General features: G+C 66.5%; 19 protein-coding genes. 12 read left to right on the top strand and 7 right to left on the bottom strand.

Features of this window, described 5'->3' with window-relative positions; translation table 11 throughout:
- Positions 1-57: 57 nt before the first annotated feature.
- On the bottom strand, positions 58-966 hold the full coding sequence (locus tag NX774_RS00800) for a PLP-dependent cysteine synthase family protein (RefSeq protein ID WP_258820253.1): 909 nt from the start codon (positions 964-966) through the stop codon (positions 58-60).
- A 138-nt stretch (positions 967-1,104) separates the two neighbouring features.
- Between NX774_RS00800 and NX774_RS00805 the strand changes: the two genes are divergently transcribed.
- On the top strand, positions 1,105-2,178 hold the full coding sequence (locus NX774_RS00805; RefSeq protein WP_258820254.1) for an alpha/beta hydrolase: 1,074 nt from the start codon (positions 1,105-1,107) through the stop codon (positions 2,176-2,178).
- A 64-nt stretch (positions 2,179-2,242) separates the two neighbouring features.
- The gene (locus tag NX774_RS00810) at positions 2,243-2,629 is read left to right on the top strand and encodes a cupin domain-containing protein (RefSeq protein WP_258820255.1); all 387 of its coding nucleotides are present in this window, start codon (positions 2,243-2,245) and stop codon (positions 2,627-2,629) included.
- A gap of 281 nt (positions 2,630-2,910) precedes the next feature.
- Here NX774_RS00810 and NX774_RS00815 read toward each other — a convergent pair whose 3' ends face one another.
- On the bottom strand, positions 2,911-3,825 hold the full coding sequence (locus NX774_RS00815) for a queuosine salvage family protein (protein ID WP_258820256.1): 915 nt from the start codon (positions 3,823-3,825) through the stop codon (positions 2,911-2,913).
- Positions 3,826-4,003: 178 nt separating this feature from the next.
- On the opposite strand from NX774_RS00815, the gene NX774_RS00820 reads away from it, so the two are divergent.
- From NX774_RS00820 to NX774_RS00840, 5 genes are all read left to right on the top strand, one after another.
- On the top strand, positions 4,004-4,411 hold the full coding sequence (locus NX774_RS00820; protein ID WP_258820257.1) for a hypothetical protein: 408 nt from the start codon (positions 4,004-4,006) through the stop codon (positions 4,409-4,411).
- A 77-nt stretch (positions 4,412-4,488) separates the two neighbouring features.
- On the top strand, positions 4,489-5,337 hold the full coding sequence (locus NX774_RS00825; protein ID WP_258820258.1) for a MaoC/PaaZ C-terminal domain-containing protein: 849 nt from the start codon (positions 4,489-4,491) through the stop codon (positions 5,335-5,337).
- Complete coding sequence (locus NX774_RS00830) at positions 5,334-6,185, top strand: metallophosphoesterase (RefSeq protein WP_258820259.1); 852 nt, start codon at positions 5,334-5,336, stop codon at positions 6,183-6,185. Before NX774_RS00825 ends, NX774_RS00830 begins: the two co-directional genes overlap by 4 nt.
- An 89-nt stretch (positions 6,186-6,274) precedes the next feature.
- Entirely contained in the window at positions 6,275-6,628 is a 354-nt protein-coding gene (locus NX774_RS00835; protein WP_258820260.1) for a hypothetical protein, read from the top strand.
- 56 nt (positions 6,629-6,684) lie between these two features.
- Positions 6,685-7,152: a hypothetical protein gene (locus NX774_RS00840; protein WP_258820261.1), complete on the top strand. Its 468-nt coding sequence runs from the start codon at positions 6,685-6,687 to the stop codon at positions 7,150-7,152.
- Here NX774_RS00840 and NX774_RS00845 read toward each other — a convergent pair whose 3' ends face one another.
- The 3 genes from NX774_RS00845 to NX774_RS00855 all read right to left on the bottom strand — a co-directional run bounded on the left by NX774_RS00845 (position 7,153) and on the right by NX774_RS00855 (position 12,545).
- Positions 7,153-8,124, bottom strand: coding sequence for a ribonuclease Z (locus NX774_RS00845; RefSeq protein WP_258820262.1), 972 nt, complete (start codon positions 8,122-8,124; stop codon positions 7,153-7,155).
- Positions 8,125-8,854: 730 nt separating this feature from the next.
- Entirely contained in the window at positions 8,855-9,259 is a 405-nt protein-coding gene (locus tag NX774_RS00850; RefSeq protein ID WP_258820263.1) for a DP-EP family protein, read from the bottom strand.
- Entirely contained in the window at positions 9,246-12,545 is a 3,300-nt protein-coding gene (locus NX774_RS00855) for an nSTAND1 domain-containing NTPase (protein ID WP_258820264.1), read from the bottom strand. The genes NX774_RS00850 and NX774_RS00855 overlap by 14 nt, the downstream gene beginning before the upstream one ends.
- 279 nt (positions 12,546-12,824) lie before the next feature.
- Here NX774_RS00855 and NX774_RS00860 point away from each other — a divergent pair, with 279 nt between their 5' ends.
- The 3 genes from NX774_RS00860 to NX774_RS00870 are packed head-to-tail and all read left to right on the top strand — an operon-like array spanning position 12,825 to position 17,260.
- Positions 12,825-13,361, top strand: coding sequence for a hypothetical protein (locus NX774_RS00860; protein ID WP_258820265.1), 537 nt, complete (start codon positions 12,825-12,827; stop codon positions 13,359-13,361).
- 2 nt (positions 13,362-13,363) lie between these two features.
- Complete coding sequence (locus tag NX774_RS00865; protein ID WP_258820266.1) at positions 13,364-15,823, top strand: FG-GAP-like repeat-containing protein; 2,460 nt, start codon at positions 13,364-13,366, stop codon at positions 15,821-15,823.
- Positions 15,824-15,877: 54 nt separating this feature from the next.
- Entirely contained in the window at positions 15,878-17,260 is a 1,383-nt protein-coding gene (locus NX774_RS00870) for a phenylacetate--CoA ligase family protein (protein WP_258820267.1), read from the top strand.
- A 6-nt stretch (positions 17,261-17,266) separates the two neighbouring features.
- On the opposite strand, the gene NX774_RS00875 is transcribed toward NX774_RS00870, so the two are convergent.
- Both NX774_RS00875 and NX774_RS00880 read right to left on the bottom strand, forming a co-directional pair.
- Positions 17,267-19,651, bottom strand: a complete 2,385-nt coding sequence (locus NX774_RS00875) for a DNA polymerase II (RefSeq protein WP_258820268.1) — start codon at positions 19,649-19,651, stop codon at positions 17,267-17,269.
- Positions 19,652-19,683: 32 nt separating this feature from the next.
- Complete coding sequence (locus NX774_RS00880) at positions 19,684-20,484, bottom strand: ferritin-like domain-containing protein (RefSeq protein WP_258820269.1); 801 nt, start codon at positions 20,482-20,484, stop codon at positions 19,684-19,686.
- A gap of 98 nt (positions 20,485-20,582) precedes the next feature.
- On the opposite strand from NX774_RS00880, the gene NX774_RS00885 reads away from it, so the two are divergent.
- Both NX774_RS00885 and NX774_RS00890 read left to right on the top strand, forming a co-directional pair.
- Positions 20,583-21,815, top strand: a complete 1,233-nt coding sequence (locus NX774_RS00885) for a family 1 glycosylhydrolase (protein ID WP_258820270.1) — start codon at positions 20,583-20,585, stop codon at positions 21,813-21,815.
- A gap of 73 nt (positions 21,816-21,888) precedes the next feature.
- Positions 21,889-23,214: an amidohydrolase gene (locus NX774_RS00890; protein ID WP_370660404.1), complete on the top strand. Its 1,326-nt coding sequence runs from the start codon at positions 21,889-21,891 to the stop codon at positions 23,212-23,214.
- The last annotated feature ends 33 nt before the right edge of the window (positions 23,215-23,247 follow it).

Genomic DNA, 23,247 nt, shown 5'->3' on the forward strand with positions numbered 1-23,247 from the left:
CTCCGAAACACGAAAAAGTATGAAAAGCTCAACTTCATTACGCAACGCCCCGAGGCGTCAGAAGTACTTCGACAAGTAGTAGGCGCCCGAATCGGGCAGCACCGCCGCCACCCGCGCGCCGTGAAAGCGCGGCAGGATCTCGGCGATGCCGGCCACCACGCAACCGCTCGAGCCACCGGCCAGGATGCCCTCCTCGGTCGCAAGCGCCCGGCACCAGGCCAGCGTCTGCCCGTCCGGCACCTGCACCACGTCGTCCACCACGGCCGGGTCGAAGCTGTGCGAGGGCTCGCGCTTGCCCACGCCCTCGATCACGGTGTCGAATTCGCCCGCGGCCGGGCGGTCGGTCACCAGCTTGCGATACGACGAGTTCAGCGGCTCCACGCCGATCACGCGCACGTTCGGGTTGCGCTCCTTGAGGTAGCGGCCGATGCCGGAAATGGTGCCGCCCGAGCCGATGCCGCACACGAACACGTCGAGCTCGCCGCCGAGCTGCCGCCACAGCTCCGGCGCGGTGTCGTGGTAGTGCGCCAGCCGATTGAGCTCGGACGCGTACTGGTCCAGATGAAAGGCGCCGCGCTCGGCCGCGATGCGCCGCGCCACGGCGTGGTAATCCCCCTCGCCGCTCGCCTGCGCGCACAGGTGAACGCGCGCGCCGTAGGCCCCGATGCGCCGGACCTTCTCGACGCTGGTGCACTCCGGCACCGCAACCTCGCACTCCAGCCCAAGCACGGCACTGGCCATCGCCAGCGCGGCGCCGGTGTTGCCGGATGAGCTCTCGACCAGCCGCGTCGTGCCCTCCGGCATGTGCCGCAACATGTAGCGCACCATCCTGTCCTTGATGCTGCCGCCCGGGTTCATGTATTCGAGTTTGGCGACCACGTCCGCGGCCGGAAACAGCCGTTCCAGCCGTACCACCGGCGTATTGCCGATTGCATCCATGACCGATTCCCTGATCTCGTTCTCCATGCGCTCTTCCTCGCGAAGTTTCCACAAGGAAATAACACTAACACGGCAAGGTTGATCGTGGCGCACGATCCGCGTGGTCCAGCGTTGTCAATATTGCTCTGCTACACTAGCAGCCCCATCCATTCCGACGAGGCCCCCATGATCCGCACGCTGTACCGCTGCCTGCTGCTCCTTGCCCTGCCCCTGTTTGCGCTGGCCGCCGAACCGCCGCCGCGCGACGTCATCGGCGACCTCGGGCGCATCGTCAGCCCCGCGGGCATCCAGGAAAACTTCAAGCTGCACATCGGCGGCATCGACCAATGGCTGTACGTGCGCGGCCAGGACAAGGCCAACCCGGTGATCCTGTTCGTGCACGGCGGCCCGGCCTCGCCGGCGGCGCCGGTGATGTGGACCTACCAGCGTCCGCTGGAAGAGTATTTCACCGTCGTCAACTACGACCAGCGCGGCGCCGGCAAGACCTACCTCGAAAGCGACCCGGCCACGGTCAAGCCGACCCTGAAAATCGACCGCTACGTCCAGGACGCGGTCGAGATCGCGCAGCAGGTGGCCCAGCGCTACGGCAAGCGCAAGGTGATCCTGGTGGGCCACAGCTGGGGCACCATCGTGGCGATGAAGGCGGCGCTGGCGCGGCCCGACCTGTTCTACGCCTACGTGGGCATCGGCCAGGTCATCAACGCGCACGACAACGAGCGGATCAGCTTCGACCACGGCTTGCAGCAGGCGCGCGCCGCGCACAACCAGGCGGCGCTGGACGAGCTGGCCACCATCGCGCCCTACCCCGGCAACCAGCCGATCACGCGCGAGCGCATCATCATCGCGCGCAAGTGGGCGCAGTACTACGGCGGCCTGTCGGCCTTCCGCAGCGAATCGGGCTACTACTTCAACGCGGCGGCGCTCTCGCCGGAATACGACAAGGCCGCCGTGGACGCGATCGACAAGGGCAGCCTGCTCACGCTGGGCAGCGTCATCGACGAAATGCTCGAGGTGGATTTCAAGGGCGTGACCCGGTTCCCGATCCCGGTGCTGATGTTCATGGGGCGCCACGACTATTCGACCCCGTCGCAGCCGACCGCTGCCTGGCTCGACAAGGTGAAGGCGCCGTACAAGAAAGGCGTGTGGTTCGAGCGCTCGTCGCACCTGGTGCAGTTCGAGGAACCGGGCAAGCTCTTGGTCAGCCTGCTCGAATACGTGCGACCGCTGGCGCGCGACTGAACCCGGCACGGAACTGCCGGCTCCGATACAATCGGCATCAGTTCAACCAGCGACCGGAGCGACCATGTCGGGCTTTAGCATCAACATCGAACAGAAGACCCTCGAGGGCAACAACTTCCGTGAAGTGCTGTACACCACCGCCCGCAGCCAGCTCGTGATCATGACGCTGCAGCCGGGCGAAGAGATCGGCATGGAGCGCCACGAAGGGCACGACCAGTTCATCCGCGTGGAAGAAGGCGAAGGCGTGGCCATCCTCGACGGCGAAAAGCACGCGCTCGAAGATGGCGTGGCGGTCGTGATCCCGGCCGGCACCGAGCACAACGTGATCAACACCTCGGGCAGTGCCCCGATGCGGCTGTACACGCTGTACACGCCGCCCGAGCACCCGGACGGCATCATCCACAAGACCAAGGCCGAAGCCGACGAATACGAGCGCCAGCACGGCCACTGAGCCGTCAGTGCCGCGCATTAGCCACGTAGGGTGGGCAGATTCTGCCCACGCGTCGCGCCGCACATTTCGCCCGTCGTCCCGGCGCAGGCCGGGACCCATGCTGAGCCAAAATTCACGCGGCGTATGGGTTCCGGCTTTCGCCGGAACGACGGGGATTCAGACAGTGGGATCGCTGCCCGCGCCCCTTGGGCTGGCCTCGGTCAGCACGCGTAGGGTGGGCAGATTCTGCCCACGCGTTCAAGCAGTGTGTTCGCCGCCCGCGCCCCCAGAGCTGGCCGCAGTCAGTAATCCGTCGTGATCGTCAGGTGGTAAGGAATCGTGCCGCACGCATGCCGGTTCTGCCACAGCACATTGACCATCGCATGTTCGGACACCCCCACATGCCGCGCCAGCATCTGGCAGCCGAGCACAGTGGCGGCGCGGATCGCGCGCTCTTCGTCGCTTTCGCGCATGATGAGGGTGTGGCTGTCGATCTTGGCCGCCAGCGCGGGGTCGAACTTGAGCACCTTAATCGAGCGCATCACGCGCGGCATCTGGTAGCTGGCTGCCACCGTGATGTCGCAATCGACTTCGCTACCCTGCTCGCGCAGGAACCCGGCGTACCACATTACCGCCAGCTGGGCCCGCACCAGGTACGGGTCCTGGCCATACGCCATCGGGAAGCGCCGGGCCAGCCGCTCGGCGTCATCGCTGGTCAGGTTGCCGCTGCCCGCTGCCTGCACCAGCTCGGCCGCGGCCTCCTCCAGGCGCTCGCCCGCCAGCACCTCGCGCAGGAACTGGGCCCGGCGCCGCGCCAGCGAAATCTCGCCCAGCACGTCGAGCACCGCCTGCTCCTGGCCCGACCCCAGCAGTTCGCGCAGCCGCGCCGGCGTCGGCTCCTCGCCCCATGCATAGTCCAGCGCCGCCTTCAGGCCGTGCGCACCGCCTTCATCGCCCCAGTGGTAGCGCGTGATGCCGTCGGTGGTCGGCGTCCAGAACATGAAGTTCAGGCTGTTCAATGCAATGCTGTAGGCAGCCGCGCCTTCCGGCGTCTGGCCGGCCGGCTTGCCGAACAGGCCAACGGCCATGTGGCTGAAGCGGTCGGCCCGCGCGGGCATGCGGGCAATGGCCTCGGCATCGACGGCCACCAGCTCGGGCTGGTAGTCGGCGTTGGCACGGGCGAGGATGCGTTCCTTGGCGGTGGGTTGGCCGGTCATGATGCTCCGTTGAGAAATTCCATCCGGCAATAATAATCCCCTTTTGTCATAAGGGAAATAGACCAAGAGAAGAATTTGTAGGACCGGTCCCACAAAGTCCACGTCCGTTTTCCGATTGGCCCTGGCGCCCACGGGACTACCATCAAGGTTTGTCCGTTTCACCAGACAGGAGGTCACCATGGCTGAGAACAAAGGCAGGGGCGTCAAGGGCGCCAACTATGACGAGCTGAGCGGGATTGGCACCAGCGAAGCGGGCGTCACCGGGACCACGGGCAACCTGAACACCGGCGGCCGCGACGGGGGCGTAGGCATGCCGAGCCGTAACGACGCAGGCAACCTGCAGAATGCGGACCTGGGTGAACACGGCGACACACCCGCGCTGGGCAGCCGGGTACGCGGACCGCACAGCCGCCAGGGCGGCCAGCAGCAGGGACAGCAAAACGCGCAGGGCGGCCAGGGCGGACAGCAAAGCCAGCAGAGCGGCCAGGGCGGATCGCTGTCCGGCCCGGGCGACGCCGAGCAGCAGCGCGAGGACAGCCAGACCGCAGCGAACCCCAACATCCAGGGCGGGACGCGTTCGCGTTGATCCGGTATGCCCGGGCAAACTGGAGGTTCGCAGCCGGGTCGGGTACGATGCGGCTGTTCGAACCTCTTTTGCCCGGGATGACCACGCCGACACAGACCGCCCCGCTTCCGCCGCTGAACGCCCTGCTGCTGGCGCGCGCCCTCTTCAAGCACGCGGGTTCCCAACGGGCGGCTGGCGCGCTGCGCACGCGCTACGAGGCGGGGCACCTGGACACCGCTCACCTGCAGCGCTACAACGCCGCCCTCGGCTTTGCCGCGGACGCTTTGCCGGTGACGTTCTACTACCTGGTCGCCCAGCGCGCGCACATGGCGACGATGCTCGACCCGGCCTTTCCTTTCCGCATTGCGGGCATGATCCACGCCGGTAACGATATCACCGAGCACTGCCGGGTCGATGCCGGCAGGCCGCTCGTCATCACCACCAGCGTCGCAATCGCGCCGCCCAAGCCCAGCGGCGCCATCCACGTCGTGCTCGACACGGCAGGCGAACAGGACGGCCAGACGAGGTTCACCTGCCGCAGCGACTACGTGGCCGTGCGCGGCGTGCGCGCTGCGCGCAAGGACGCCCGGCACCAGGAACCCGTCCCCGGCGCGCAGATTGCCAGCTGGACCGTCGACGCATCCGCCGGCCGCGCCTATGCGGCCATTTCGGGCGACTGGAACCCGATCCACCTGTGGCCCTGGTCCGCCCGCCTGATGGGGCTGCGCGCACCGATCATCCACGGCATGCACACGGTCGCCCGGGCCTGTGCCGCACTCGAACAAGACAGCGGCGCAAGGCTCACCGCCATCTCTGCCCGCTTCCGCGCGCCGGTGCCGCTGCAAAGCGAAGTGCGCCTGTTCGCTGATCCCGCGGGGAGCGCATACACCGCGGTCTGCTCTGGCCGCATCGCCGTCGAAGGCGCATTCACGGTGCAACCGCCATGAGCGCGCCCGGCCAGCACCGTCGCCGCCCGATCCGTTACGGCGTCGAACGCTTGATCGACACTTTGCTGATGGACGGCAAGGTCGCCGCGTGGAGCTACCGCCGCGGCTGGCACGGGAACCTGGGCATCACCCGGCACGCGCTGGCGCTGGACGCGGCGCAGCGCCTGCCTGCGCCGCTGGTCATCGCGTTCGCATCGGACCTGCACGCCGGCCCGACCACGCACCCGGCCCTGTTCGACGCACTCGCGCACCAGCTCGAAGCGGCGCGGCCGGACGTGGTGCTGCTCGGTGGCGACTACGTCTCGCTCGGCGCGCGCCACATCGCCCAGCTGCGCGGCCTGTTCGCCCGGGCCGCCGAACTGGCGCCGCTTGGCGCCTACGCGGTCATGGGCAACCACGACATCTGGCACGGCCGCGAGCCGATCCAGGCCGCGTTGCAGGACGCCGGCGTGCACGTGCTGGTGAACCGCAACCTTGCGCTGCCGGCCCCCTTCGACATGGTCAGTATCTGCGGCGTGGACGATCCCTGGACCGGGGCGCCCTCGCCGCGCGCCGCGTTTGCCGGGGCCGCTCCGGTGCGCATCTACCTGATGCATTCGCCCGACGGCATGTGCAACCTGGCAGAGACCTTCGATGTCGGCTTTGCCGGCCACACCCACGGCGGCCAGATCGCATTCGCGAACGGCACGCCGGTCAGGCGCCCGCGCGGCCCCTTGTCGCGCGACCATTGCTACGGTAGGTACGAGTTCGCCAACGGCCCGCTGATCGTCAGCCGCGGCATCGGCTGCAGCGCGTTGCCACTGCGTATCAACGCCGATCCCGAACTGGTGCTGTGCACCCTGCAATGATGCCGCGCGCAACGCACGATTGGCCATTTGTCATCGTGCCGCGTGCGGCTTCGGCTTAGTATGCAGGAAAAGCATTCAGGCGCAGCACGATGACCGACAAGCCGACACCTGCCGCAGAACAGCCGGAGTTGCCGTTCTGGCGGCTCCTCTACCGTTTCATGTTCTTCGACTGGCTGTTCGCGGACGTCAGCGCCGCGCGCAACCGCATCGAGCGACATGCCGCCCGCCAGCACAACCGGCGCATGTGCAAGTTCCTGCCCGTGTACCTGCGGCGCTGGTCGATCCTGACGGCGTTCGATTTCGGCATGGGCTGCCTGTTCGAGCGCGCGCTGCAGGCCAGCATGGTGTCTGCGTGGTTCTTCACCTGGTCCTGCGTCACGCTCACCGGGACCATCGTCATCACGGTGGCCTGGGCCTTCCTCGCCAACGACAGGTTGCCTTGACGCTATAATCGTCCCCAGCCGTACCGGTGTGGTACGCGCATCTGGTTGGAAAGACGATGAAAAAAGCCCTGTACTTGCTCCTGCTCGTATCCGGCGCCGCGTTTGCCGATGACGCCGCGCTCCAGAAATGCCGCGCGCTGGCCGACGCCGCCACCCGCCTGAGCTGCTACGACGCGATCCCGCTTGGCCAGGCCGCCCCGGCCACCGCCGCCTTGGCCGCAGCGCCGGCTGCCGCGCCGTCGCGGACGCCCGAGCAAAACTTTGGCATGGAAGCGGTGAAGAAGCAGGCCGACGAGCAGCCCAAATCGATCGAGAGCACGATCGCCGGCACCTTTGACGGCTGGCGCCCCGGTTCGCAGATCAAACTGGCCAACGGGCAGGTCTGGAAAGTGGTCGACGGCAGCGAAGCCGTGCTGGCGCCGCTGCAAAACCCCAAGGTCAAGGTGTCGCGCAACTTCTTCGGCACCATTTTCCTGGAGATCGAGGGTACCAACCAGTCGCCGAAGGTGCGCCGGGTGCAGTAATTATCCGGCTTGGGCGATGCGCGACAGGCGCCCTTGCCTGTCCAGGCTGAACCTGTCGAGGTCATTCGCCAGGAACAGGTTGCCGTGATAGGCGGCGCGCGCCTCGCGCTCCACGTCGGCCAAGGTTTGTGGCCCGTTGTGCTGCTGGTAGCGTGGGCTGAAATGGGTCAGCACGAGGTTCGGAATGTTCGCGTCGGCAGCAAAACGCGCTGTTCGGCGCGCCGTGCTGTGCTGCGGTGCCGGCCCCACCTTTTCCAGTATCTCCTCGGTGTAGGTTGCCTCGTGCACCAGTACGTCGGCGCCGACGGCTTCGTCCGCCAGTAGTTCCGGCGTATCGTTGTCGCCGCCAATGATGATCGTGCGCGGCTTGCGGGGCGGTAGAAGATAGTCCTGCGCACGCAGCGCGCGACCGTTGGCCAGCCTCACATCGCGCCCGCGCTGCAGCTCGCCCCACGCGGGCCCGCGCGGCACGCCATCGGCCCTGAGCCGGGCTGCGTCGAGTTTTCGCTCCACAGTGGATTCGGTAAAGGAATAGGCATACGAGGGGACCCGGTGCGACAGCGCCGTGGCGCGCACCTCGAAGTCCGGCAGCAGGCCGTTCGGGATGCCCTGTTCGACCGGCAGGAAGGCGAGCGGGTACGGAAGGCCGAGCTGCGTCGTTTCCATCACGCCCTGGACGAAAGCGGCAATGGCTGCGGGTCCGACCAGCAGCAGTTCGTCTGTGCGGTTGAGCAGGCCCGCGCTCGCCAGCAAGCCCGGCAAGCCGTAGCAGTGGTCGCCGTGCACATGCGTGATGAAAATGGCGCGCAGGCCCATCAACGACAGGCTGGTGTGCAGCAGGCGGTGTTGCGTCCCTTCGCCGCAGTCGACCAGGTACCAGCGGCCCGCCAAAGGCGAGCGCAGCGCGAGCGCGGAGACATTGCGCGTCTTGGTGGGCGTACCGGATGAGGTGCCGAGGAATTCGAGTTCCATCGGGGGATTATCGTTGATACGACTGCGCCGAAGCGTTCCGGACGCACCTCGACAGTGGCAGCGTGTCCTGGCGCGGAAGCATCGCATAGAAAAGCCAACGCGGCTGTGTTGCCCGCGCTGGCTATATGTTGCTGTCGTTAGGTCGCTCGATCGGCCGGTATGACCACCGGGGGATAGGACACTTGGATCAGTTTGGTGTTGCGGGACGATTTCTAACCGGCCGGCACCCCTACAATCGTAGCGGCGGAATCATCCGCGCAAGTCACCTCAACAACCGCGGTCGATCGGCTGTTACTCTAAGTACCCAGCACTGGTGTCGCAGCTGAGCCGACAATCTCCACCACAGGCTCCATGTTCTGGATGTCACCAGTCACGTATGTAATGTCGCTGGCCTGTACGCTTGACACTTCGCTCGTCACCGTAGTGACTTCAGTAGTGAAGTGCGGTCCATCGTTTGGTACTTCTGGCATAAAAACCTCCTCTTAAAATCTAAACTCGGATTAACCCGCGGTGAGCTGGCGTCTACCCGCCCGAGACTGCCACAACCGGCACACCGATAAGCTCAGCTTCGACTGGATTCGTCTGGATTTCGACAGCTTGCAGGGCAAGAGCGGGCGTGCTTAGCGTCGTATCGGTCGCAGCCGCAGTTTCGCTTGTTAAACGCGTCCCGTCGTTTGGTACTTCTGGCATGGTCTTGTACTCCTAGTTTGTAAGCGTAGCGCCGAGTGGATTAATGTACGCCATCGTTGGGTACTTCCGGATCATAGAGAATTTCCATGATGTCCTTAAAACGGAGCGTCACAAGGATTACCTCGCCCTTCGAGTTTCGATCACTGAAGGTCATCATCTTGCCGTCCACAGAAATGGAGGGCTTGCTAAGCTGACGACCTGGCAGCGGCGCGCATGCCTCATAACCTGCAAATACAATACCCGATGGAGTCGGTGCAACCAGTTGATAGTTCAGGATCGCATCGCCAGTGAACACGGGAGACGAGTACGGCGTACAGGTCACTTTCCACTTACCGCCGCCGGCGTTGCCGCTGCCATCCGATACTGGCTCAACTACAACCGTAATGTTATGAAATTCCGGCGCGGGAACAACGCCGGACGAATCGGTATTGCTAGTAATGGCCATTAGTTAGTGACTCCTTCTTTTGATGGGTTGAGAAAAAACGGCTGTATGAGGCCTCCCGGTAACCGATCGATTTCAGTCGCTCATGTCCGGCTGCTGCCGCTGCCATTCTGCCAAGACAAAGTTGCGCGCGAACCCACGGGTCCAATAGACGATAGTCCGAACCCTTGATGCTCTCGTCAAGTAGCTCAAGAGCCGAGCCGCAAGCCCGTTTCGCTTCGACTGTATTGCCGATCCCGGCATTTGCTTGCCCTAGAAATACGAGCGTCCGTGCCACATCGCCCCGGTAGCGGATCTGGTCACGGTTGCTTGCGAAAAGCACTTGAAGGCTTTCCAGACTCTGCGAGAGGAACATAGTCGCCTCCTCGTATCGTCCAGAGCTAAGCGCGGCGACGCCGATATTTTGGTAAGCGAGCGCGAGCGTAAGGGCAGACTCGCGGGACTTTGGATCAAGTACGAGAAGTCTCTTGGCAGTTTCGGCGACCGAATGCAGTGAACGAAGCACCGACGGGCTGCCCTCAGCTAGCTGAACGCGTAGAAGCTCAAACCGAACGCCCGTCAGTAGAATCTCCCAAACGCGATGTTTTGGCTCCCGTAACACGACAGCCTGCAGCAATTGCTGGGCCTCCGTAAGATCGGCGATCCCGCCCCCGGTCTGCCCCATCATCGCCTTCAACCATCCGCGACGTTGCAGCGCGACTGCGGTATTTTTTGCCCAAAGGGAGTCACTTGGCGAACTTTCGTAAAGTCGGGATACCACCTCTACCTGGTGGTTGTAAAGCCGCAGGGCCTCCTCGAGCGCTCCAAGCGCTTCACGAGTGCTAGCCAGCCACGACAGACTGTTGGCAAGTTCGGCCAACAGCGTTTTATCGTTCGGTCTGAGTACGAGTGCCCGCTGTTTCAGTTCAATCGATGCCGCGAAGTCGGCCGCGGCGCGGTCGAGGTTTCCGCGCTTGAGTGCCAGTTGCCCTAAATTAGTATGTGCATACGATTGCTCGACCCATCCTTCGATATTGTTCGAGTCAATCCGATTGAGGCGGTCGGTGTACTGCTGGTACAGTTTGAACTGTTCCTCCGCCCGCGCCATATCGCCTTGGTTCAAATAAATTTGTCCATGCCAGAATGCATTGCCCCCCAACCCCTTGACGACTTCCCAGTTCTGGCCCCCCCCCACCAATTGACGCAGCAGGATGGCGCGGGCCGAATCGAGCGCTGATATCGCCGCCTTCGCGTCGCTCCGCGCGTAGCTCACTTCCGCGATTACTTGAAGCGCCTTTGCTCGGTTTGTCTGCGAGGCCGCGTTGCTGTCGTCATTGACCGCAAGGTATTCGAGCGCTTTCCCGCTCACCGAATCCAACAGATCAAGACGCCCGAGCGGTCGGAGCTTGTCCGCGAAATCGCCAAGCATGAAGCCCATCAGCCCTTCGGCTTCTGCCCGCCGCTGTTGCGCAACGCGCTTCGAAGAAAACGCGACGAGCGATGCGGCGCCGGCGAGCACCGCGAGGATCACAATGGACGCCATGACCATCAGTCTGACCTGATCTCGGCGCTTGGCTTTCCTCGTTGAGGCGTCGATCAGCTCGCGCTCCAGTGCCGACAGCGACAATTCGTGCATATCGAGCAGTCCGCGCGCCTCGTCCAGCTGCTTACCGTGCGGAAGCAGCAGGTCAGCGCGCCGCCCTTCAACTGCCCAGCGCGCGGTCCACTGCGCAATCCGCGAGCGCACCTGCAAGCCGTCGCGGTGCGAGGCGATCCAGTTGGCCGCACGCGGCCAGCGCCGCAGCAGCGCCTCGTGCGCCACGCCAAAGCCCCCTTCGCCGTCGACCAACTCGCTCAAGAACAGCCGCGCATCGACGAGCGCGTTGACCAACTCACGCTCGGTGTCGGACCTGAGCGCGGACCATGGCGCGCGCCGGCTGGTCACCGCCTCGCTGTCCGCCGACACCGTCACCACCAGCGACAGCACGCGCGGCAGCGCCGCCACCTGGCCCGCCATGAGCCCGGCAATCACTTCCTCGGCACGCGCGCCGATCGCGCCCTCCAGCCCGCCGATGCGGTGGTATGCCTCCACCGACAGCTCGCCCGCCGGGCTGCGCAGCCGGTACAGTTCCTGCAGCGTGTACTGCAGCAGCGGCAGCGAATCGGGACTTGCGGCGGCGCTGCGCGCCAGCAGCTCGTCGCAGCGTTCCTGCGTTTGCGGATCGACGCCGTAGGTCAGGTCGGCGGCCAGTGCGGGCAGCCGGATCATTTGCATGATCTCGGCAAGACTGGGACGCTCGACGTCAAAATGGGCGCCTTGGGCCTTCCCTTCCAGTAGCGGCGGGAATTCGGCAATGCGCGGGTAGAAGTCGTTGCGGCAGGCGATGATCACCATCACCCGGCCCGCGCGCGCCAGCGTATCGAGCGCCGAAACCACCGCCTCGCGCTGCGCTGCGGTCACCTGCGGATGGGTGAACAAGGCCTCGAAGCGGTCGATGACCACGACGAGCCGGTGGTCCCGGCCTGCGCCACGGGCGCCCAGCGCCTTGTCGATGCGCGCGGCCACCTCGGCCGGGTCGGCCTGTAACAAGCGCCCCAGCGACACCCCGCTCTCGCCGCCGAACACGGCATCGTCCCCCAACTGCCAGTCCAGCATGGCCGAGGCCAGCCCTGCGAACACCTGCCCATCGTGCAATTCACCCAGGTCGATGAAGGCCGAAGACAGCGCATGCGGCTCCCCCGCCCGTTGTTCGCGCATGAGTGCCGGCACCAGCCCGGCCAGGATCAGCGAGGTCTTGCCCGAGCCGCTCGGCCCCAGCACCACCACCAGCGGCCGCCCCGCGCGCGCCTGCCCGGCCAGCGAGGAGCGCAGCGCATTGACCGCCGTGTCCCGGCCAAAAAAGATGGCCGCATGCTCCGCGTCGAACGGCTGCAGGCCGCGGAACGGGGAACCGTCGCGCCAGCTCCCGGGCTGTACCTGGACGGCAGGATCGCCAAAACTGACCGGCGCGATTGCCCGGTACCCGCGTTTGCGAATCGTTTGTATATAAGAGGGATTGGCGGCGCTGTCCGCCAGCACCCGGCGCAGCTGGGTGATGGTCTTGTGGACCGGATTGTCGCCGTAGACGGTGCTGCCCCAGCATTCGAGCAGGAGCTCTTCGGTGCTGATCACTTCGTTGGCACGAGCGCATAACGCGAACAGCACGTCCATCGCACGCGGCTCGATCTGGAACCGTTCGTCACCGCGCTGCAGGCTGTTGCCGGCGCGGCTGACGTCCCATTCCCCGAAGCGGAACTGCTCTGTCGTCATCTTCTCCGAACGCCTGGAAGCCTGCGCAGGGTCGCTAGAAATCCAAGCAAATCAAGGACTTGAAAACCGGAAGGAAACCGGAAGGTTTATTTATTGCTTTAGGGCTAGAGTTTATCCGGCATCAGACAGCTTGCCAACAAAATAATTTCCAAAATGCACAAAACATTGAATTTTAGTTACGGTTCGGCTGCGCTCGAAAGCGCTGTCGTCGCGCTGGATGCCCGGCGTCCCACGGCCCGGCGACCGCAAGCACCGGACGTTCCGCCGGGAGGCGCCACCGTGTCCCCATTTCCGGTCGAGCGTGCAAACCGCGGGAGCCCCCATCGGCCCGATGCCGCGCAAAGCGTCCTGGCCGAGCGCCTGCGCGAACGCCTGCGCACCCTTTGCCCGCCTGCGGTCACCCCGTCCGCCGACACCCTGCAAGCCCTGCCCGCCAGTCCCGACAAGTTCCCCCCGACACCCCTGAACGTGCGCCGCCTGGCCGTGGCTCCGCTGCGCAGCGTGGGCGCGCACCGCGCCGCGACCGAGTGCGCCCAGGCACTGCAGGCCGAACTGGAGCACCGCCTGCATTGCGTGTTCGGCGCCCAGGTCGTTCCCTACGGTCCCGGCGCCGCCGGCGCGACCCATGTGGTCGAAGCCAGCCTGCGCATCGATGGCGACCGGCTGCGAACGACCGTGCGGCTGGTGGACCGGCTGTCCCTGTGCATCCCCATGTCCGAGCAATTCGATGCGGGCCTCCCGTTCGGCATCGCGCAGCAGGAATTCCTGGCGCTGTCGATCTGCCGCGCCATCCAGAACCACTTCTCGCTCAGGTAATCGTGTCCACCAACATGCACTCCGACTTTCCCCTGTCCGGCCGCGGTTTGCCGCAAGGCGTCTTCAATGTCGATGCGAGCGGCCAGGCCACCTACCGCCTGGTGTTGCCGACTCCGGCCAGCCTGACCGGCATGCGGCCCGGGCTCGAACTGGTGTACAGCCACCGCCAGCCGAATGGGGCGCTGGGTGTGGGCTGGAGCATTGGCGGCCTGTCGTCCATCACCCGCACCAAGGCCACGTACGCGGTGGACGGGTTCAACGGTTCGGTGAACTACGACGCGCGCGACCGCCTGGCGCTGGACGGCCAGCGCCTGATCAGCGTGGACGGCGACTACGGCCAGCCCGGCACGCTGTACCACACGCAGATGCACGAGTGGAAGCAGATCCGCGCCGGCGGCACCGTGGAGGACGGGTTCATCACCGTCATGATGGATGGCGAGATCTGGACCTACGGCGCCTCGCCGGACAGCCGCATCAAGGCCCACGGCAGCGGGCAGGTGCGCGTGTGGGCGCTGCATTCGGTGGAAGACCTGCACGGCAACCGGGTCGAGTACCACTACACCACCACGCCGGTGGAGGGCGCGGCGGACTGCGGGCAGTACTACCTGGACCGCATCAGCTACCGTGCATGCAACGAGGCGGCGCCGGGCAGCATCATCACCTTCACCTACGAGGAGCGGCCGGACCCGATCACCGCGTTTGCCGCCGGCTGTGGCGTGGCCACCCTGTACCGCCTCGCCCAGATCAACACCTGGCTCGACGCCTCCACCCTGGTGCACAGCTACGACCTGGACTACGGCTGCAGCGCCGCCACGCGCCAGAGCCGCCTGTGCAGTGTCACCGAGCGCAGCGCGTCCGATGGCGCGCGCCGCTTCGAGCAGCTCATCACCATCGGTTGGCAGGACACGCCAGTCCCCGGTTTCGACGCCGCCGCGCTGGTGACGCTCGGCCGGCATGCGCAGACAACCGGCTTCCTGCCGATGGACGTGAGCGGGAACGGCTGCACCGACCTGGTCCAGCTCTGGATCGACGGGCGCGGCCGGCTCAACGCGACCACCTGGCTGGCCGACGGCAACGGCGCCTACGACTGCGGCGCCATCTGCCCGCTCGGCGTGTTCCCGAACGAGCACCGGATCCTGGCGGCGGACCTGGACGGTGACGGCCGCGCCGACCTGCTGGTGGCCTACCGCGACCCGCACAGCGGCAACCTGGTGCTGGCGTCCTTCGCGTCCAACGGCGCGTCGTTCGATGCGCTGGCCGTGCACGATACGGGCGACGCCTGGAGCGAGCACCACCTCGGATTCTTCGTGATGGACGTGAACGGCGACGGGCGCCTCGACCTGGTGGAAGCCTACGGCCACGCCGACCCGCGGCGCGGCCAGCTGCTTTACTTCCGCAGCTACCTGTCCCTGCCCGGCGCAGCCGGCACCGCGGTGTTCAGCCAGGCGCTGGTGAGCCCCACCGAGGACCCGGCCCAGCCCGCGCGCCAGCTCGCCCTGTGGCCGATGGACGTGAACGGCGACGGCATGGTCGACCTGGTGCGCGCCTGGGCCGACGAGCAAGGCAAGACACACCTCACCGCCTACCTCTCCGTTTCCAGCGCGGTGGACCGGGTGCACTTTGCGGCGCGGCGCGACACCGTGCTGGCCACCATCGACCTGGCCAGCCACCTCGCCTTCCTGCCGCTGGACGTCAATGGCGACGGCATGATGGACCTGGTCCAGGCGTGGCAGGAACAAACGGAGGACGGAGCGCTGCTGCACCTGCGCACCTTTTTCGCCGACGGCGCGGGTGGCTTCGTCGCAGGCCCCGACAGCAGCTTTCACGGCCAGGGCTTCGCGCCGGGCCAGTTCCATCCGATCGGTTTTACCGGCGGCGGCCAGACCCAGCTGCTCAACGCCTGGCGCGCCGATGACGGTGAGCTCATGTTTACCGTGTACGCCGCTTCCGCAACGGGCTTGTTCCGGCGCCACAGCGAGAACGGCGCCGGCATGATGGGCGACGCGGGACTGGTGCTGGTGGGCGACGTCAACGGCGACGGCAAGGGCGACCTGGTGCGCATTGCGCCGGACGGCGACGGCGTGCCGGTCGTGCACACCTACCTGTCGCGCGGACCGTATCCGGACCTGGTCTGCCGCGTGTCCGACCAGCTCGGCGGCGTCACCGACATCGACTATGCCCCGCTGTCCGATCCCGGTGTGTACAGGGTCCAGCAGCCGCCCAGCTACCCCGAAAGCGCGGCGCGGCGCTACCCGAACGCGCTGTCGCCGGCGCAGTTCCCGGTCGAGGCGGTGCTGGGACAGGCCGTGTACGTGGTGGCGCAGTACACCCAGCGCAGCGGAACCGAGCCGCACAACCGCACCCATACCCAGCAGTTCAGCTTCACCTATTCGGATGCCCGCGTCGACCTGCTCGACCGCGGCTGGCTCGGTTTTGCCGAGATGACGATGCTGATCCCGTGACGCTTCAAGCGGACTCGGCCATTTGTGCGACACGCAAACAAGACAGGCACTACCATGATTTCGACGACTGAGCTTGGACCGACTTTGGCTTTTGCGGGAGAGGTGGACGGCATGGATTACGAGCGCGCGAAGGGAACACTGCTTCGTCTCTACCATCGCTGGCGCGGTGTGGTGCCGGCCAAGCTGCTGTACCACCCCGACCATTTCGCGGTGCGGCGCCTGCTTGCCGCGCCGCCCGAAGTGCAGCGCGCGGCGGCCGAACACCGGCTGCGCCATGTGCTGGGCAGCGCGGTGGCCCACGTTCCCTGGTACCGCCGCCGCGTGTCGCTGCGCCCGGCGGAGCTTGCGCATGCGCCGGTGGCGGAACTGCTGGAACGCTTCCCCTACATCGGCAAGCAGGACGTGATGGAATGCCAGCGCGACTTCGTGGACGATCGCGTGAACCCGCGCTTCCTGGTGTATGCGCAGAGCCACGGCTCGTCCGGCACCGGCATCGGCGTGTGGCGCGACAAGCGCCAGGGCGATATCGAAAAGGCGTTCTACTTCCACGCCTGGGGGCGCCTGGGCTTCAGTTTCGACAAATCGCGCTACGCCCGCCTGGGCGCCGATTCGGCGCGGCCGCTGGACGACGCGCCCTGCTACCGCTTCGGCAACCGGCTGATGGTCTCGCCCAACCACCTGCAGGCTGCGCACAAGGCGAGCATCGTCGACGCGCTGAACCGCTTTCGCCCCGAATTCATCCACGCCTACCCGAGCGCGGCCCTGTCGCTGGCCGAACTGCTTGCGCCTGGCGACCTGCAGTTCCGGCTGAAGGGCGTGCTGCTCGCTTCCGAGCCGGCCACGCCGGTGCAGCTCGCGCTCGTCGGCCGCGTGTTCGATTGCCCGGTCTCGATCAGCTACGGCCTGACCGAACGCACCAACCTCGCGTTCGCGCACCACCAGCGCGGCCACACCAGCGCCTACCAGTTCGAGTCCCTTTACGGCTGGACCGAGACCCGGCTCTCCAGCGACGGCCAACCCGAGATCGTCGGCACCTCGGCATGGAACGAGGTGATGCCCTTGATCCGCTACTGCACCGGCGACTTTGCCGACATCGACGAACACGGCCAGTGCCCCGAAATTTTGGGGCGCGTGCACGAGTTCGTGCTCGACCGCGACGGCAACCGCCTGCCCGGCCTGACCATTGCGCTGGAGGCGGGCACCTGGGACTTTGTGCGGTCGTGCCAGATCCGCCAGCGCGAGCCGGGCAAGCTGACCATTGCCGTGGTGCCGCGCAACGGGCCGCTGACACCCGAGCAAAAGGCCGAGCTGCTCGCCGCGCCGCTGGAGCACTGGGGCACCCGCTTCGAGATGGAAGTGGCCGAGGTGCCGGAACTGGCGCGCGCGCCCGGCGGCAAACGCCAGTTCGTGGTCAACGACTTTCGGGCCGCCGGCTGAAGCGGCTCAGAACAGCTCCTGCTGCCGGCTGGTCAGGCGCGCGAACGAGTCGCCCAGGAAGGGCAGGATGGCGTCGGCCACCGGCTCGAGCTGGCGGCTCAGGTAGTGCTCGTAATCGATCGGTGAACGCCGCGTCTCCAGCGGCTCCGGCCCCGCGGTGGTGACCACGTAGCGAATCCAGCCGCCGTTGCGGTACTGCGCCGGCCGTCCCTGGCTGAGGTGGAACTCGTCGGCCGCACGCGCGGCGCGCACGTGGGGCGGCACGTTGCGCTCGTAATCGTCGAGCTTGCGGCGCAGCCGCTTGCGGTACACCAGCAGCTCGTCCAGTTCGCCGCGCAGCGTGCGCTGGGCATAGTCGCGCACGAATTCCTGGTACGGCTCGCCCTTGAAGATGCGCTCGTACAGCCCCTGCTGGAACTGCTGGGCCAGTGGCGTCCAGTCGGTGCGCACGGTCTCCAGCCCTTTGTACACCACCTCCTCCAGCCCGTCAGGCCTGGTCACCAGCCCGGCGTAGCGCTTCTTGCTGCCTTCTTCGGAACCGCGCACAGTGGGCATCAGGAAGCGGCGGAAGTGCCGCTCGAACTGCAGCTCGAGCGCGCAGTCCAGGCCATATTCCTCGCGCAGGTGGCGACGCCACCAGTCGTTCACGTGCGCGACCAGTGCGCGACCGATCCGTTCGGCGTCCTCGCTCTCATGCGCGCGCCCCAGCCAGACGAAGGTCGAATCGGTATCGCCATAGATCACCTGGTAGCCCTGGTCCTCGATCAGCTCGCGCGTGCGGTGCATGATCTGGTGGCCGCGCAGGGTGATCGACGAGGCCAGCCGCGGGTCGAGGAAACGGCAGCCGGGCGAGCCGAGCACCCCGTAAAACGAGTTCATGATGATCTTGAGCGCCTGCGACAGGTGCGCGTTGCGCTCGCGCTTGGCGGCGTCCCTGCCCTCCCACACCTGGCGCACGATCGCGGGCAGGCAGTGCTTGGTGCGCGAGAAGCGCGCGTTGCGAAAGCCGGGCACGGTGCCGGCTTCGTCCTCGCACAGCCCTTCGACCAGGCCCACCGGGTCGATCAGGAAGGTGCGGATGATCGACGGGTACAGGCTCTTGTAGTCGAGCACCAGCACCGAATCGTACAGCCCGGAGCGCGAATCCATCACGAAGCCGCCCGGGCTCTCGCCGCCCACCACGTCGCCGATGTTCGGCGCAACAAAGCCCTGGCGGTGCATCACCGGCATGTACAGGTGCTCGAATGCCGCCACCGACCCGCCGCTGCGGTCGGCCGCCAGGCCGGTCACGCTCGCGCGTTCGAGCAAAAAGGCCATCAGCCCGGTCTTGTCGAAGATGCGGGTGACCAGTTCGCAGTCCTTGAGGTTGTAGCGTGCCAGCGCCGGCTTGTCCTCGGCGAACATGCGGTCGATCTCGTCCATGCGGTCGTAGGCGTTGTCAATCTCCTTGCCTTCGCCCAGCAGGGTTTGCGCAACGTGCTCCAGGCTAAAGGACGGAAAGCTCCAGGTCGCCGAGCGCAGCGCCTCGATGCCGTCGATGACGAGCCGGCCCGGAATCGACACGAAGAAGTGCTCCTGCCTGCTGTGTTCGCGCCACTCGACCGGCGCCCCGCCACGGCCAAGGCGGAGCAGGTGCTGTACGCGCTCGGCGTTCTGCTGCAGCACGCGCAGGTCGAACTGCACCAGGTTCCAGCCGATGATCGCATCCGGGTCATGCCGTGCCATCCACTCCTCCAGGCGGACCAGCAGGTCGCGCCGGGTCTCGCAGTACTCGAGCGCAAAGTCGAGCGCGCCGGCCTCCCCGTTCGGCGGGCCGAGCATGTACACCTGGCGCTGGCCGCACCCTTCCAGCGCGATCGAATAGAGCTCGCCCTGGAACGTGGTCTCGATGTCGAGCGACACAGTGCGCAGGCGCGGCCGGTAGCCGGCGGCAGGCTTCAACTGCCCCGCGTCCAGCAGCGCCGGATCGGTGGCAGCGGCCTGGCCGGAATACTCGACCGGGGCGGTGATGAAGCGCTCCATCAGGTAGCGCTCGGGCGGGCGCACGTCGGCTTCGTACACGTCGATGCCGTGCTGGCGCAGGCGCTTTTCAAGCCGCAGCAGCTGGCGGTACTGGCGACAGTACAGGCCTGCCACGGGGCGGTGCCGGAAGTCGGACAGCGCCAGCTCGCGCAGCTCCCAGCCGCGCTCGCGCGCCAGCAGCTGCTCGGCCGCTGCGCGCTGCTCCTGCGGGATGAACGCGACCGCGGCCTGCGGCGCAAGCCGGACCAGGCGCGGCCCCTCGTCGGTCGCGAGCCAGAATTCGACCTGCACGCCATCGTCCAGGTCGCGCCAGTGCCGGGTCAGCAGGAAGCCGGCACCGCTGCCATTCGCGTTTGCTTGTTCGCTCATCGTTGCGACAGCTTAGCGCAAAGCAGCCGCCCTCACGCGAAGCGCGCCAGCTCGGCTTCGGTAAAGCCCGCCTGGCGGCGCGCTTCGATATTGAAAGGGCCCTTGAGCACGGGCGCCTCGTAGCGCGTGGCCAGCTCTGCGTAGGTCGGCACCGGGTCCAGCCCGCGCAGCGCACACAGGTGGCCGTACCAGCGGTTGCCGATCTCGACATGGCCAACCTCCTCGCGCAGGATCACGTCCAGGATCGCGGCGGCCGCCAGGTCGCCGGCCTGGGCCAGCTTGGCCCGTACCGGCGGAATCGCGTCCAGCCCGCGCGCCTCGAGCGTGCGCGGCACCAGCGCCATGCGAGCGAGGATGTCGCCGCGGGTCTTCTCGGCCATCTCCCACAGGCTGTCGTGCGCGGGAAAATCGCCGTATTGGTGCCCCAGGGTTTGCAGGTGCGCGGACAGCATCGAAAAATGCGCGGCCTCTTCCTTGGCCACGCGCAGCCAGTCGGTGTAAAAGCGCGGCGGCATGCCGGGGAAGCGCCACATCGCGTCCAGCGCCAGGTTCACCGCATTGAATTCAATGTGCGCCAGCGCGTGGATGAGCATGGCCCGGCCCTCGACGGTCGCCATCGAGCGGCGCCCCACCAGGCGCGGCGGCACCAGCTCCGGGCGCGGCGGACGCCCCGGAATGGCGGCGCCCGGGTGCAGGACGGCCGCGCTGTCCAGGTGCGCCGCGCCGCTCGCGCTGGCCGCAGCCAGTGCCGCCACGCCCGCTGTCTTTGCAGCAGGGTCCGTCTCCACCAGACATTCAAGCGCGCGTGCGCGCAGCTCGCCAGATACCGCCATGTTCAGTCCCGCACAACAAAAGCGGCAGTGTACCAAATCACGCCGGCTGAACCACTGCGGCCACAAGCGGTCTGACGGAACGACTCCGAGGTGTGCCCATGTCCAGCACGTCGCGCCTGCCGGCGCATCCCAACCCCGACAACCTGACGCGCTCGTTCTCGTTCTGTACGGGCATCGAGAACAGCGCGCCCATCGTCACCGGCCACGACGGCAAGCCGCGCCGGGTGGACGAGATGGCTGCCTGCGGCCACTACCAGCGCTGGCGCGAGGACTTCCGGCTCGTGCACGACATGGGCCTGCGCTGCCTGCGCTTCGGTCCGCCCTACTACCGCACCCACGTCGCGCCCGGCCAGTACGACTGGTCATTTGCGGACGAGGCTTTTGCCGAGTTGAGCCGGCTCGGCATCGAGCCGATCGCCGACCTGTGCCACTTCGGCCTGCCCGACTGGCTCGGCAACTTCCAGAACCCGGACTTTCCGCGCTACTTCGCCGAATACGCCGAGGCGTTCGCGCGCCGCTACCCGTGGGTGTGGATGTACACGCCGGTCAACGAGATGCTCATCACCGCCGAGTACTCGGCCCTGTTCGGCTACTGGAACGAGCAGCTGCGCGACCACCGCGCGTTCGTCACGGCGCTGTCGAACTGCGTGGAGGCGAACATCCGCGCCAGCGAGGCGATCCGCGCGGTGCGCACGGTGTGGTTCGTGCAGAGCGAATCAACGCGCTACTACCACCCGCACGACCCGGCCGCCGTCGAGCGCACCGCCCACCTGAACGAGCGCCGCTTCCTGTCGCTGGACCTGAACTACAGCCATCCGCCTTCCGCGGTCATGCTGCGCTACCTGGTCGAGAACGGGCTGTCGCTGGACAAGTTCGACTACTTCATGAACCGCACCATTCGTCCCTGGTGCGTGATGGGCACCGACTACTACGAGACCAGCGAAATGGCCGTGTTCGCGGACGGCAGCACCAGGCGCGTCAACGTGCTGGGGTACTACGGGCTGACGCGCCAGTACTACAGCCGGTTCCGGCTGCCGATCATGCACACCGAGACCAACCACTTCCAGCTGCTGAACGCGGCCCACTGGCTCGAGCGCCAATGGGGCAACGTGCTGCGCCTGCGCCAGGAGGGCTTTCCGATCATCGGCTTCACCTGGTACAGCCTGACCGACCAGGTGGACTGGGACATGGACCTGCGCGAGCAGCTGGGCCACGTCAACAGCTGCGGCCTGTTCGACCTGGAGCGGCGCATCCGCAAGGTCGGGGTCGAGTACCGGCGCATCATCCGCGACTGGGGGAGCGCGCTGGCCGAACGCGAGCTGCGATTCTGAGCCGCAGGAATTCCCTGTCCTGCTGTGTTAGGCTAACCGCTGCTCAACCCGCAGCCAGCCGACCCAGAAAGGGATCTCCTTGAAAACGCGACTTTCCCGCCTCGCCATCGCAGCCATCCTGCTTTCCGCCCTCCCCGCCGCCCACGCAGCGGCTCCCGCAGCGCTCTCGACCCAGGTCAGCTCCCGCATCGACGCCATGTACCCCTGGCTGGACGGGGTGTACAAGGACCTGCATGCGCATCCGGAGATCGCGTTCCAGGAAGCGCGCACCGCCGGCAAGCTGGCGGCCGAGATGCGCAAGCTGGGCTTCGAGGTGACCGAGAAGGTCGGCAAGACCGGCGTGGTCGCAATCTACCGCAACGGCCCGGGCCCGCTGGTGCTGGTGCGTACCGAACTGGATGGCTTGCCGATGGAAGAAAAGACCGGCCTGCCCTACGCCAGCCACGCGCGCGCGCAAAGCGACGGCCGCGACACCTTTGTGGCGCACAGCTGCGGCCACGACATCCACATGGCCAGCTGGCTGGGCGCCGCGCGCACGCTGGTCGAACTGAAGTCGCAGTGGAGCGGCACGCTGATGTTCGTGGGCCAGCCGGCCGAGGAGATCGTGTCCGGCGCGCGCGCCATGCTGGACGATGGCCTGTTCAAGCGCTTCGGCAAGCCGGACTACGCATTTGCGCTGCATTCGTGGCCGCTCGCTTATGGCACCGTGGGCTACAACGCCGGCCCGGTCTCGTCCAACTCGGATGCGCTGGAAATCGTGTTCAAGGGCCGCGGCGGCCATGGCTCGGCACCGGACAAGACGATCGACCCGATCGCGATCGCGGCGCGCTTCGTGACCGACGTGCAGACCGTGATCAGCCGCGAAAAGGACCCGAAGGAGTTCGGCGTGGTGACGATCGGCGCGATCCAGGGCGGCACGGTCGGTAACATCATTCCCGATACCGTCGTGGTCCGCGGCACGATCCGCTCGTACAAGCCCGAGGTGCGCGCCAAACTGCTCGATGGCGTGCGGCGCGTCGCCAATGCATCGGCGGCCATGGCCGGTGCGCCCGCGCCCGAGGTGTCGCTGCAAGGCCGCGGCGGCGACGCCGTCGTCAACAACGAGGCGCTGGTGCAAAAGACCGAGGCGGTGTTCAAGGCCGCGTTCGGCGACAAGGCACAGCGCATGCCGCCGATGACCGCAAGCGAGGACTTCTCGCAGTTCGTCAACGAAGGCGTGCCCTCGATGTTCTTCTTCACCGGCATCTATGACCCGCAGGCGGTGGCGGACGCGCAACGCACCAACGGCAAGCCCGTTGCGTTCAACCACTCGCCCTACTATGCGCCGGTGCCCGAGCCCTCGATCAAGACGGCCGCGCAGGCGATGAGCCTGGCTGTGCTGGGGACGCTCGGGCGCTAAGATTGCAACCGGGAAGCATGCTCGGCAGGCGTC

The organism is Massilia agilis, from assembly GCF_024756255.1.
GTDB lineage: Bacteria > Pseudomonadota > Gammaproteobacteria > Burkholderiales > Burkholderiaceae_D > Telluria > Telluria agilis.